This window comes from Telluria sp. AC161 (assembly GCF_979258535.1).
The window spans coordinates 1,644,926-1,657,437 of the sequence record NZ_OZ409861.1; the positions used below are offsets into that span (position 1 = coordinate 1,644,926).

Here is a 12,512-nt window from a genome sequence, read left to right on the forward strand (position 1 = left end):
GATCCAATCAAATGAAAAACAAGGGTTGCCGATGTCAGCCCACGGAGCCAGGAAGGCCACGGAGCAGGAACTCGACATTCTGCAGGCGCATCGTGCGGCGCAGCGAAGCGCTGCCAGCGTCCACGCTCAGGGCCATGCCCGTTCTACTCTGATGGCCGTACAACAGCAGCAGCAGGCCAAGCGCAGCGCTATCGAGGCTGCAATCGTCGCGCAACACGACATGCATCCGGCGTGGCTGCGCCGTGGCGCGCGCGAGGGTAGTGCGCAGTATGCCGAGCGTTGTGTCACGCCAGGCGCCGCCCAGCGTCAATGTGTACAGCTGGCCATCGTCGCTTTCCTGCAGGACAGGCGCAGCGCTGGCCGCGCGCAGACGCCTCGCGTCGATTGCCGCAGGCAGTGCGCGCGTGGTGAGCAGGCGCACGAGCGCCATGCCGTCGCTCCAGTAGCGCCGCCAGAGCGCCGGTTCTTCCTTGATGCGCCACACCCACTCCAGGCCCAGCCGGCCCACGAGGGAAGGGGCGCGGCTGACGGTGCCTGCGACAAAGTTGACCACCGCGCCCAGATGACTGACGAGCGGCGTGTTCAGTGCGGCCAGATTGTGTTCGATCCAGGCCTGCCCGCGCTTGGCGCCCAGCGACACGACGAGCAGGTCGGCATGGCTGGCGTTGATGCGGTCGATGATAGCCGGCGTGCTCATGTCGTCGATCGTCCCGAAGCCTGGCGAATACGCCCCCACACAGCGCATGCGGCCCTCGCCGGCGTTGAGCACATCGGCGGCCTGCTGCGCGACGCCATCCGGTCCACCAAAGAAAAACACACCCAGCGGCATGGCGCGCTGGTCACGCAGGCGTTCGAAGACGGTCGCCCCCGCAACGCGGTCGGTGAACGGCAACCCCAGCAACTTTGCCAGCCATACGACCGGCATGCCATCGGCAAGCGACAGCGACGAGCGCAGCACCGAGTCGCGGAACACCGGATCCTGCTGGCTGGTGATCAAAAAGTTCAGATTGGGCGTGGAAAAGAAGCAGCGCTCGCCACTGCCGGCGCGCGCCAGCAGCAAGTCGACGGTTTGCTGCATGTCCAGCGCGTCGAACGGCAGGCCCAGCACGCAATACACGGGGCGCGTGAAGTCGGTGACGACAGGCGCACGGTCGTGTGGGGTCAGCACAAGATTATTCACTGTCACGTTTTGACCTTACCCATGAAACTTGACGACGGAACAGAAAGCGGAAATACAGCGGTATTTTCGCCAGAACATACACAACAGCCAGTGCCAGCTCTTTGCCGCTCAGCACCGCGCGGCCGTGACGCCACCACGACAGCAGGATCGCCACGCCCAGCGCGGCGCCCGCCAGCACGCCCAGCAGCAGCGGCGCAACCGGGCCGCCGGCCAGGGCAAGCAGCAAGCTCAATCCAGTGAGCGCGCAGACCAGCAGCACGAGCAGCGCCAGCGGCGGCACGCACAGGTCGAGGCCAAATGCGAACAGACTGGCACTACGGCGACGGATGGCGCCAAGCAGCGCAGCCGGGGCAGCGCTGGCAATGACGCTCAGATGGCCGTGCTCCCAGCGCGTACGCTGGCTTTGCACGCCTTCGGCGCTGCTCGGGAAATGGCTGTACACGAGCGCGTGCGGACAGAACATCGGCGGGGTGCCGGCCAGCGCCAGGTCCAGGCCAAGTTTCATGTCTTCCACGATGTGGCCGGTCGCGAGGTTGGCACTGCGGATCGTTTGCCATGGGAACGCCATGCCGGTGCCCATCAACTGGCATGGCCAGCCGAGCCGGAACCAGCCCAGCGGTCGGACCTTGTTTTTCACCAGCCAGGCAAATTCGGCGATTTTTTTCAGCGGTCCGCTACCGGCCGGCGCGTGCATCAGGTACAGCGCCTGCACTGGCCGGCCATGGTGGGCGGCCAGCGTTGCCAGGCGCGCAAGCGCGCCTTCGCCAACGATGCAGTCGGCGTCGACAATCACGACGACGTCCGGCGGCGCGGCGGCCAGGGCGTTCACGCCGAAGTCCAGCGCATAGCCCTTGCCGCGCAGTTGTGCGTGGCTGCGCTCGATCACCTGGGCGCCGGCCTGGCGGGCCACGTCGGCGGTGCGATCGGAGCAATTGTCGGCAACGACAAGGATACGGTCGTTGGCGCCCAGTTGCGGTTGCAGACTCGACAGGGTGGCGAGCAAGCCTCCCTCTTCGTTGTGGGCAGGGATCAGGACGGCGATGCTCGGACGCGGGCCGGGCACGGGTGCTGCGCTGCGTACAGGACGCCACGCCGGCAGCGCCTGAGCGAACAGGACCGTCACTGGCACCAATATGATGCACAGCAACATCAGCAGGGCGATCGAAAACGCGTGAATCAAGGGACTGTTTTCCTAAAAAATGGATGGCCAGGGCCTGTGAGGCTGGACACGGCGGCTTGCAATAGCAACGCCACGGGGGTGGTAACACTGACAGCCATAAGGGCCGAACGCGCTATTTACCGCTATTTTGATCAATAGCAATATCATAAGCGAAATTTCAGATGCATGAATGGTAACGAACGCACGTGTCGATCAAGGCGCAGTCAGCGTTATCTGTTGATGACGCTGATAGCGACACTGAGCAATTGTTCTGGAGATGTAACCCGCTCACCATCCAGCGCCCAGCGCCAGCCCAGGTAATTGGGCAGGTAGCGCGACGCCACGCCACGAAAGCCCTGTAGCCAGGACTTGAAACGCTGGTGGTAGGCATTCACGTTCTGCACATGGATGGCGAGGTTGCCCAGTCGCCTCGCACGCACTCCGGCGCGCAAGTTGACCGTCTCGTGCGCGATTCTGTGCTTGCGTGCGAAGGCGCGGTAGGCAGCATGGCTGTCACTGACAAGCAACGCCTGCCGGTCGAGCCTGGGCAGCAAGTCACGCTCGAGTTGCGTAGCCGTGAGCGCACCGCGCCCAGTGACGGCATCGATCGTGCGCCCCTCGCGGTCGCGCGCGACCAGGATGCAGTCCAGTTCACTGGAAATGCCCCGCTTGGCAGCGCAGCCGCCGCGGCGGCGCGGTGGCCGATCGAGCGTGCGCGAACCTTTTTGCGATTCGAGCAGAAATGTTTCGTCAGCTTCGACGATGCCGTTAAGCGCCGCGGGCCGGTCGAACTTGACCCAATGCAGGAAGCGGTGGCGCCAACGAAAGGCCGTGTTGCGGTGTACCCCGATCCGATCTGCTGCCTTGCGTACGGGGAGCGAATCGAGCAGCACCTGCGAATACGCAAGCCATTTGGCTTTGTGCCTGAGGCGCGCGAGTGGCGTACCGGTCAGGTCGTTAAAGGTCCGGCCGCAGACACAGCAGCGGTAGCGCTGCAAGTCGTTCGCGAAACCATGCCGGTAGCAACGCTCGTTGCCGCATCTGGGGCAGCAGCGGCCTGCCGCTCTGACCTCAGTGATGAGCGCAACCACCTGATCGAGCCCGGCTGCAGGATGCAGGGCATCGAGCACTTGCCGGCGCTGGGGCTGATTCAGCGAAGGCAGTTTTGCGAACCAGCCTTTGAAACGTGGCGCTTTCATGATGGACTCCTGACGCTGGGACAGGGGTCAGACCATTGAAGTGCTCTTCAGTTCAAAACTAGTCTCTATTTAACGTTGACTGCGCCACGAAAAAAAGCCGCGCACCCGGCGCGGCTTGACATCGCAACAGCAAACTATCAGGTTGACGGAACGAGTGTCGCGTTGACCGACGACGGGCCACTTGTCCCGCTCGACGCGATCAGCACGATCGACGCATTGGCTGGCCACAGGATGCGTACCGATTTCCCATCGACCAGATCCCACGTGTCGTGCGTGAACGTGTTGCCCGATTTCACTTGCAGTCGCAACCGGGCGCCGCCGGTGGCGCGCACCGTGAAGTTGACATACGTGCCGGCTTGCGGCTTGGCCCACTTGACCGGCGTCAAACCCGTGTTATTCGCATTCACATAAACGGTCTTGGTCGTCGTCGCAGCGAACGAGAAATCCTGCGTGATCGGATCGTAGGCAGCCGTGCTCGTGCCCGACTGACGGTACCAACCGCCGCGCATTGACACGATATTCAGGTTCTGCTGCGGTGCGTTTCTTGCTGCCATGACGTCGCCGTTGCCGTCGACCCAGGCTTGCGCCGAGGTCACCTGACGCAGGGCAGCGCGGATTTTGTCGAGCTGGTCGGCCACAGAGTTGTCCCAGCCCTTCGGCATCAGGTTGAAACCGGCATCGTTTTCGACATAGATCACAAACGGCGTACCTGTATTCCGGTCAACGACGTAGGCGCCATACAGCTTGAGCGTTTCGACGATCTTCCTCAAATCCGGGTTGACGATCGCGCTGCTGTCGAAATTCGGTGGCAGCATCAACAGCGAGCCTTGCGGAATCGCGCCGGTGTTGGCGTTTGCCGAATTGTCCGCCGCCGTCGCCGGGAAGATATAGGCGGGATTGCTGGTGCCGTTGGCCAGGCCATTGAAGGTCAACGACATGGCCAGCGCGTGCGGATAGGCCGCAAGACCATCCTTGATTTCATGCTTGCGGATCAGACCGGCCGACGCAGGGATGCCCACCGCGCGTGCGCCCTGGTAGTAGTGCGACGGATCGCCCCAGCCAGTGCCGCCCAGCTTGCTCCAGGAGTACATCGCCGCGGTCCAGCGGCCGTTCTGCTGCTTCAGCTGCCAGAACGAATGGACGATATTGGTGATCGGATCGACGATATCCGCGTGGCCGTCGGTACCGGACGCCGGCAACACGGCTGCAGGCCAGCGCGGCAAGGTGATGACGCGGTTGGTCCCGCTGTCCGGGTCAGCGACACCGACGGTGTTGGTGGCGGTCGAACCCGGGCCGACCACGGTCATCGGTGCATCGGTCGCGGAGGCGAGGAACATGCCGGTGGAATAGGCGCCGGAGGCAACGGTCGGGAAATAGCTGGACTTCGGAATCTCGAACGTACCGAAGACCGGGTTGAGCGGGCGCGAGTTCCACAGCGAATCTGCTGCATAAGGACGCAGATAGGTGCCAAAGACGTCGTTGCGCGCGCTCGAAGGGGTCGTTTGCGCCGAGGACGTCTGGGCCGACGGTATGACCGATGGGGTCGCTGTCGATGCTGGTACGGACGGGCTCACCGTGGAGGCGACGGGCGCGGTGACGACCGAACCGATTGACTGGAACACGGGTTGGCTGGCGCTGGTCGCCGGGGCGGCCTTCACGGGTGCGAGTTTGGCCGAGTCGCCGTTGTCGGCGGTTGGCGTTGTCACGGCTGCGACTGGTGCGGCGATGTTCGACACGGTCATTGCTGCGGTAGCCGAATCGGTGTCAGCGCCCCCGCCGCCGCAGGCGGCCAGCGACGTGCAAAGTAGCGTGGAGACGACCTTGACGGTCACCGTGCGTGAAAATAGTGTCATATGGGTATCTTCTATATCAGGGAGTATCGGATGCGGTATCAGGCTCTTCGCTCTCAGCCTGTTAGATGACGCCAATATTACGTTACGGAAAGCAATTCCACACGGCAAAAAAGATTTTTATAGGAAACTATTGGGGATTTGCAACAGAAGATTGCCCGTCTTGCTATGGGCATTAAAAAAGTATTACCGGATGATGTGATCGAATTGAAACAACGCGTTCAAGATCTTGTGTTTCTCATAAAGCGAGAGTGGGGAACTGTCGCCTCGCCATCAATCATAGAATCGTCATTACATTCGGCGGCAGTCGTATTGACGAGCGTCAATATTTAAATACGTTAGCTTAAATTAAATGGGGTTACCGGCATGCTGGCGAGGGCGCGCCAGATACCGTGTTGGCTGTGCTGCGTGCAAAACGCTAAGATATGAAAATTGCAAGACGATGGCCTGGTCCAGGCCTGCCCGAGCGTGAGGAAAACGATGACGAACCCAACCAAGCCCAATGTGATCCTGATGTCGGCAACGATCACACCATCGAAGGACATGCCCGGCTCGACGCGGATGGACCCGGCGATTCGCATGAACGACTATATCGAGGCGCTCCGGTACTATGAGGGCGTAGCGCCCGAGGTGGCCGACCGGATTGTCTTTCTGGAGAACTCCGACACCGACCTGACACCGCTGAAAAACGCGCTGCAGCGCAAGTCGTACAAGAACGTGGAATTCATCAGCGTCAGTTCGGATTATCCGCCTTCCCGAGGCAAAGGCTATGGCGAATTCAGAATGTTCGATGAAGGCCTGCTCGCCAGTGAATCCATCAAGGCGGACGATCACATCTGGAAGGTGACCGGGCGCTTGAAAATTTTAAATATCAAGCAATTGATCTGCTCGGCGCCAGCCGACTACGAAGTGTATTGCGATCTCAGGGACGTCCCGTTCATTGGCGAGTCGTTGGGCGGCAATCTGTGGATGGAATTGCGGACGTTTGCATTCCGTCGCGACGCCTACGACCGCTATTTCCGCGGCGAGTTTTCCAAATCGTTTGTGCTTGAAAAGAAATTCTTTCAAACCATGAAAGAAGAATTGGAAAAGCGGAATAAGCAGATCATTCCGCGTTTTCGCGTGCAGCCGATTATCGATGGGTATTCCGGGTATTCCAACGCAAATTATCGCAGTGCCAGTTACAGGGCAAAAGAGAAACTGCGTATGGTCGCCCGAACGATCGCGCCGGGCTTGTGGTTGTAACCGCAGTCGATCTCAAGGCACCTTGACCAGCGATGCCTTGACGGACGATGCGCCGCCAGCGCCGCCAGCGCCGCTGGTCGCAGTCAGCGTCAACTTGGCATCGGCAGGCCATACGAACCGTGTGGACTGTCCGTTCTGCAGGTCCTTGGTCTCTTCGGTCACGGCGCCATTGCTGCTGACCCGCAGGCGCAACGTGGCGCCGCCCGTCGCGCTGACCGACAGTTCGACGTGGGTGCCTTGTGCTGGTATCGCCCAGTTGACGCGGGTCAGGCCCGCGTTACTCCCATTGACATACACGGTCTTGCCACTCGCCGGTTCGAACACGAGACGCTGCCCGGCCGTGTCGTAGGCGGCCGTACCGGTACCCGACTGGCGCGACCACGGACCCCGCATCGACAGGATATTCATGTTCTGCTGCGCCTTGATCGCCGCGTTGGCCGCGTTGCCGTTGCCATCGGTCCAACCCTGGACCGCCGTCACCTGGCGCAGGCTTGCGCGAATCTGGTCGAGCTGGCTGGCGATCTTGCCATCCCAGCCAGTAGGCATCAGGTTGAAGCCGGCGTCGTTTTCAACATAGATCACGAACGGCGTGCCGGTGTTGTAGTCGACCACATAGGCCCCGTACATTTTGAGCGTCTCGACGATCTTCTTCAGGTCGGGATTGGTGATCTCGCTGCTGTCGAAGCTGCGCGGCAGCATGATCAGTGCGCCCTGGGGAATGGCGCCGGTATTCGCCGCTGCCGTGTTGTCGGCCGAGGTCGCAGGAAAGACATAGGCAGGGCTGTTGAAGCCATTGGCCAGGCCATTTTTCGTCAGTGACATCGCCAGCGCATGCGGGTAGGCGGCCAGACCATCCTTGATTTCATGCTTGCGAATCAGGCCAGCCGACGCTGGGATGCCCACTGCCCGTGCGCCCTGGTAATAGTGCGCGGGATCGCCCCAGCCATTGCCGGACAGCTTGCTCCACGAGTACAGCGCTGCCGTCCAGCGGCCATCCTTCTGTTTCAACTGCCAGAACGAATGGATGGTCTGCGTCACCGGGTCGACGATGTCGGCATGGCCATCCGTGCCCGAGGCAGGCAACACCCCCGCAGGCCAACGGGGCAGGGTGATGACGCGGTTGCCGCCATTGTCCGGGTCGGCAACCCCCACCGTATGCGCGTCGGTGGAGCCAGGCCCGACGATGGTCATGGGCTTGTCCGTCGTCGACGCCAGGAACACGCCTGTCGAATAGGCACCCGACGCGACGGTAGGGAAGTAGCTCGACCGGGGAATCACGAACGTGCCGAACGTCGGATTGACAGGCCGCGCATTCCATAACGACGTGGCTGCGTAAGGGCGCAGATAACTGCCAAACGGCGCAGCGCTTGCGCTTGCACTCGTACCTGCGGATGCTTTTGCCGCGCTTGCGTGCGCCACGGTGGCGTCATGCACGGATGCCCCGAGGGGGGCGGCTTTTCCCTGCACGGGCAGGTTGCCGCTTGCCGGTGCTGCGTCGGACAGGCCGCCGTGCCGGCTGGTGGCGGGGCCGGCGCCGTCGCAGGCAGCCAGCACCGTACAGACCAGGGGCGCAAGCAGGCGCAGCATCAGCGCATTGGGTGGAAATATCATGGGGATCCCGTCAGGTTGTGGTGGCGGGCGCCATGGCGCCCGCCTGTCAGGCCGGGCACCGTCAGACTGCTACCGGCGCCTTGATGCCAGGATGCGGGTCGTACCCGGTGATCTCGAAATCGTCGAAGCGGTAGTCGAACAGCGAGTCCGGCTTGCGCTTGATGACCAGTTGCGGCAACGCGCGCGTCTCGCGCGACAGTTGCAGGTCGACCTGCTCCATGTGGTTGGCGTACAGGTGGCAATCGCCCCCGGTCCAGATGAAGTCGCCGACTTCCAGGCCCGCCTGCTGCGCCATCATGTGGGTCAGGATCGCATACGAGGCGATATTGAAAGGTACGCCCAGGAAGATATCGGCGCTGCGCTGGTACAGCTGGCACGACAGCTTGCCGTCGGCCACGTAGAACTGGAACAGCGCATGGCAGGGCGGCAGCTTCATCGACGGCACGTCCGCCACGTTCCAGGCCGAGACGATCATGCGGCGCGAATCGGGCGTGGTGCGGATCTGCTCGAGCACCTGCGCGATCTGGTCGATGTGCTCGCCGGTGGGCGTTGGCCAGTTACGCCACTGGTAACCGTACACGGGTCCCAGATTGCCATCGGCGTCGGCCCATTCATCCCAGATCGACACGCCGTTTTCTTTCAGGTACGCGATATTGGTCGAGCCCTGCAGGAACCAGATCAATTCATGGATGATCGACTTCAGGTGCACTTTCTTGGTCGTCAGGAGCGGGAAGCCCTTCTGCAGATTGAAGCGCATCTGGTAGCCGAATACCGAGCGGGTGCCGGTGCCGGTGCGGTCGGTTTTGGTGGCGCCATGCTGCTGGACATGGCGCATGAAGTCGAGATATTGGCGCATTGCGGGTTGTGTGATGAAGGAACTAACAACCCGTCATTCTATCATCCGGTGCAAACGGGGTCGCTCGGGGTGCCGTGGCCGGTAGCCGGTGGCGCAGCCAGGCGATCGGCAAAACGCTGCAACGCCAGGCGCAGCGCGTCATCGGGCATCGCCAGCAGGTTGTCACCAACGTAGATTTCGACGACGCTGGTGCCGGGCAGCGCGCCATGGGCGGCGCGGTTGTACATCCAGATACCATGCTCGGCCGCCAGCGCGTCGCGGATTGCCAGTGCGGCCTCGCGGGATACGGGCAGGTGAAGATGCAGCATATTCGCCTGGGGCGCGGCCGGGTTCACGCGAATCGCCGGGTGCGCGCGCAGCGCGGCATACAATTGCTGCGTGCGCCTGAAATAATCGGGCATGGCCGCCAGGCGTGCATCGAAGTCCATCGCGGCGGCCACCACATACGGTGAGCGGTGAATCACATTGCCGCCCTGGCGCCGGAACCATTCGGCGCAGCGCGCCACAAACTCGCTGCTGCCGGCCAGCATCGCGCCGCCCAGGCCACCGAGGCCCTTGTACAGCGATACGTACACCGAATCGAAGCCAGCCGCGATCTGCGCCACGCTGCGGTCATAGCCAGCCGCCGCTTCCCACAGGCGCGCACCGTCCATGTGCAGATGGATGCCGCGCTCACGGCAGCCGCGCTTGATCGCTTCGAGTTCGTCCCAGGGCGAGAGCTGCCCGCCAATCTCCCGCATCGGAATCTCCAGGCCCACGGCGCCCAGGCGGTCCGGCACGTCCAGCAGATCGGTGGCCGTCCATGGCCGGTGCCGGTCGCCCACGGGCAGTGCCTGGAAATGGTCGAGTAACTGGTAGTTCGCCCGTTCATGGACGAAGATGTGCGAGGTCGGGTGCAGCGCCACCAGGCGGCTGGCGCGCTCGAGGCAGGCCAGGCGCAGCGCCGTCATCTGCGCCATCGTGCCGCTGACGCAGAACACGGCGGCCTCGAAGCCGAGCGTGGCCGCCACCTTGGCTTCAAAGGACTGGATCAGGTCGCCATTGCCATACACGTCGTGATCGATGTCGTGCTGCTCGCACCAGGCAGCCATCGCTGCAAAATGTTCGGCAGGACGGCGCTGGCGATGGCCGGGGAAGATGGTGTGGCAGCGGCGCTGCAGGGCGGATTCTGACAAGGGGCACTCCGAAGGAACAGGAACGCTACTCTACACCGCGCCGGGCCGGCACAGAAAGCGCCCGGCCGGATGCCGGGCGCCGCATGGTCAATCAGCTGTGGGCCAGCGCCGGGCGGCGTGGCGTCGATGCAAGCGCATCGTGGCCGGGATTTGGGCCGTCTTCGGCCAGGCGGAAGCTGCGCACCGAGCGGGCGAGGGCGTCGGCCTGCTCGTGCATTGCCTGCGCCGCGGCGCTGGCTTCTTCGACCAGTGCCGCATTCTGCTGCGTGGTCGTGTCCATCTCGACGACGGCGCGGTTGATTTCCTCGATGCCCTGGGTCTGCTCCTGGCTGGCGTTGCTGATCTCGGCCATGATGTCGGTGACGCGCTGCACGCTCGTGAGCACTTCCTGCATCGTGGTGCCGGCTTGCGCCACCAGCGCGCTGCCGGCGCCCACTTCCTGGTTCGACGCGTCGATCAGGCCCTTGATTTCCTTGGCCGCTGCGGCCGAACGCTGCGCCAGGTTGCGCACTTCGGATGCCACGACTGCAAATCCGCGACCCTGTTCACCGGCGCGCGCTGCTTCGACGGCGGCATTGAGTGCCAGGATATTGGTCTGGAACGCGATGCCATCGATGACGCTCGTGATGTCCGAAATCTTGCGCGACGCAACCGTGATCGAATCCATGCGGGCGACCACTTGCGAGACAGTGTCGCCGCCTTTCTGCGCCACGCTTGACGCGCTGCGGGCAAAGTCATTCGCCTGACGCGCATTGTCCGCGTTCTGGCGAACGGTCGTGGTCAGCTCGTCCATTGACGACGCGGTCGTGGCCAGGCTGGCGGCTTGCTCTTCGGTGCGGCTGCACAGGTCGAGGTTGCCGGTCGAAATCTGCTGCGAGGCGGCGGCAATGTGCTCGGCGCCATCGCGCACTTTGCCGACCACGCCCGACAGGTTCTCGCCGATCTCGTTGATCGCCACCGTCAGGCGACCGATTTCATCGTTGTTGCGTGGCGCGATCCGGGCGGTCAGGTCGCCGCCGGCAATGCGGCGTGCGATGTCTTCGACGGCGGCCAGGGGGCGCGTCACGGTCGAACGCACCAGCAGGTAGAGCAGGGTGGCCAGCACGCCCAGTGCGCCCAGGCCCAGCAGGATGAAGCGGTTGCGCAGTTCCGTGGCGGCAGCTGTGATCTCGTCGATATAGGTGCCGCCGGCGATCACCCAGTTCCAGTCTTTCATGTAGCTGTAGGCCGCGAATTTTTCGCGCGAGGCGCTCTCGCCCGGGTTCTGCCAGTCGTAGCGGACGGTGCCTTCCTTCTTCTCCAGCATTTCCTTGACGAACTCGTGGCCGTTGGCCGACTTGCTGTCGAGGATATTCTTGCCTTCGCTCTTCGGGTGCACGAGCAGGTCGCCGTAGGTCTTGCCAGGCGCTGCCGACAGCACGTAGAAGTAGCCGCTGTCGCCGACCTTGATCGCACCAATGCGTTCCTTCAGGAAGGCGATGTCCTGGCTGATGTTCACGCCCACGTAGAGTGCCCCGACGACCTTGCCGGCGGCGTCGCGCACCGGCTCGTACTGCGTGATGAACTGCTTGCCGAACAGCGAGGCCAGGCCGACATAGGTGCGGCCTGCGCGCAGCGCGGCGTAGGCCGGCGCGCTCTTGTCCAGGGCCGTACCGACGGCGCGGTCGCCGTTTTCCTTCTTGACCGACGTGGTCACGCGCACGAAGTCGTCACCGGCGACGGCGAATACGGTGGCGTTGGCGCCGGTGCGTTCGGTGAAACTGTCGGGGACGGCGAAGTCGAGGTTCAGGGGCTTGCCGTCCAGGCTCAGGGTCGGTACCTGGCGGCCGCCGATGTCCACGGTGGTTGCCTCGTCGAGCGCATATGCGCCCGGCAGGCCGGCGCTGAAGATGCGGCCGAAGCTGACGGCCTGGCTCGACACGGTCTTGTTGAACAGTTCGACCGTGTTGGCCACGCCTTTGAGCTCGCTCGTCACGCTTTCCATGGCGCGCTGTTCCAGCATGCTCGATGTGGACAGCGTGATCGTGCCGATCAGCACGGCGATGATGACGCCTGCTAGGGCGAAAGTAACGGCGCTGATGCGGGTGCCTACGCTCCAGCTGGCTAAACTATATTTTTGGTTGCTCATGGAAGTCGAGTGATGATGGAGGGTATAACCCCGGATCATACGCCCCAACCTTTTCCTAAGGCAATATTTAGTGAGTTTTAGCAGTCTTTTGCGCTGTGTCGATACAACG

At 62.8% G+C, this 12,512-nt stretch carries 9 protein-coding genes; 1 reads left to right on the plus strand and 8 read right to left on the minus strand.

Annotated elements, in window-relative coordinates; all coding sequences use genetic code 11:
• Positions 1–34 precede the first annotated feature (34 nt).
• The 4 genes from ACZ0AJ_RS07465 to ACZ0AJ_RS07480 form a co-directional block, all read right to left on the minus strand.
• The gene (locus ACZ0AJ_RS07465; RefSeq protein ID WP_499453586.1) at positions 35–1,168 is read right to left on the minus strand and encodes a WecB/TagA/CpsF family glycosyltransferase; all 1,134 of its coding nucleotides are present in this window, start codon (positions 1,166–1,168) and stop codon (positions 35–37) included.
• Between the two features lie 4 nt (positions 1,169–1,172).
• Entirely contained in the window at positions 1,173–2,360 is a 1,188-nt protein-coding gene (locus tag ACZ0AJ_RS07470; RefSeq protein WP_499453588.1) for a glycosyltransferase family 2 protein, read from the minus strand.
• Positions 2,361–2,569: 209 nt separating this feature from the next.
• On the minus strand, positions 2,570–3,538 hold the full coding sequence (locus ACZ0AJ_RS07475) for an IS1595 family transposase (protein WP_499453590.1): 969 nt from the start codon (positions 3,536–3,538) through the stop codon (positions 2,570–2,572).
• A 137-nt stretch (positions 3,539–3,675) separates the two neighbouring features.
• Positions 3,676–5,391 carry an Atrophin-1 multi-domain protein gene (locus tag ACZ0AJ_RS07480; protein WP_499453592.1) on the minus strand — a complete coding sequence of 572 codons (1,716 nt, stop codon included), beginning with the start codon at positions 5,389–5,391 and terminating at the stop codon, positions 3,676–3,678.
• 477 nt (positions 5,392–5,868) lie between these two features.
• On the opposite strand from ACZ0AJ_RS07480, the gene ACZ0AJ_RS07485 reads away from it, so the two are divergent.
• Positions 5,869–6,633 carry a hypothetical protein gene (locus tag ACZ0AJ_RS07485; RefSeq protein ID WP_499453594.1) on the plus strand — a complete coding sequence of 255 codons (765 nt, stop codon included), beginning with the start codon at positions 5,869–5,871 and terminating at the stop codon, positions 6,631–6,633.
• 12 nt (positions 6,634–6,645) lie between these two features.
• On the opposite strand, the gene ACZ0AJ_RS07490 is transcribed toward ACZ0AJ_RS07485, so the two are convergent.
• The 4 genes from ACZ0AJ_RS07490 to ACZ0AJ_RS07505 all read right to left on the minus strand — a co-directional run bounded on the left by ACZ0AJ_RS07490 (position 6,646) and on the right by ACZ0AJ_RS07505 (position 12,403).
• Entirely contained in the window at positions 6,646–8,244 is a 1,599-nt protein-coding gene (locus ACZ0AJ_RS07490; RefSeq protein ID WP_499453596.1) for an Atrophin-1 multi-domain protein, read from the minus strand.
• A 61-nt stretch (positions 8,245–8,305) separates the two neighbouring features.
• On the minus strand, positions 8,306–9,100 hold the full coding sequence (locus tag ACZ0AJ_RS07495; RefSeq protein WP_499453598.1) for a thymidylate synthase: 795 nt from the start codon (positions 9,098–9,100) through the stop codon (positions 8,306–8,308).
• Between the two features lie 41 nt (positions 9,101–9,141).
• The gene (locus ACZ0AJ_RS07500) at positions 9,142–10,275 is read right to left on the minus strand and encodes a threonine aldolase family protein (RefSeq protein ID WP_499453600.1); all 1,134 of its coding nucleotides are present in this window, start codon (positions 10,273–10,275) and stop codon (positions 9,142–9,144) included.
• Between the two features lie 91 nt (positions 10,276–10,366).
• A complete protein-coding gene (locus tag ACZ0AJ_RS07505) occupies positions 10,367–12,403 on the minus strand; it encodes a methyl-accepting chemotaxis protein (RefSeq protein ID WP_499453602.1) in 2,037 nt (678 codons plus the stop codon).
• Positions 12,404–12,512 lie beyond the last annotated feature (109 nt).

Excerpts from the sequence above, each read along its gene's own strand:
- ACZ0AJ_RS07475 (WP_499453590.1), bottom strand. The coding sequence starts at position 3,538 with ATGAAAGCGCCACGTTTCAAAGGCTGGTTCGCAAAACTGCCTTCGCTG.
- ACZ0AJ_RS07480 (WP_499453592.1), bottom strand. The coding sequence starts at position 5,391 with ATGACACTATTTTCACGCACGGTGACCGTCAAGGTCGTCTCCACGCTA.
- ACZ0AJ_RS07485 (WP_499453594.1), top strand. The coding sequence starts at position 5,869 with ATGACGAACCCAACCAAGCCCAATGTGATCCTGATGTCGGCAACGATC.
- ACZ0AJ_RS07490 (WP_499453596.1), bottom strand. The coding sequence starts at position 8,244 with ATGATATTTCCACCCAATGCGCTGATGCTGCGCCTGCTTGCGCCCCTG.
- ACZ0AJ_RS07495 (WP_499453598.1), bottom strand. The coding sequence starts at position 9,100 with ATGCGCCAATATCTCGACTTCATGCGCCATGTCCAGCAGCATGGCGCC.
- ACZ0AJ_RS07505 (WP_499453602.1), bottom strand. The coding sequence starts at position 12,403 with ATGAGCAACCAAAAATATAGTTTAGCCAGCTGGAGCGTAGGCACCCGC.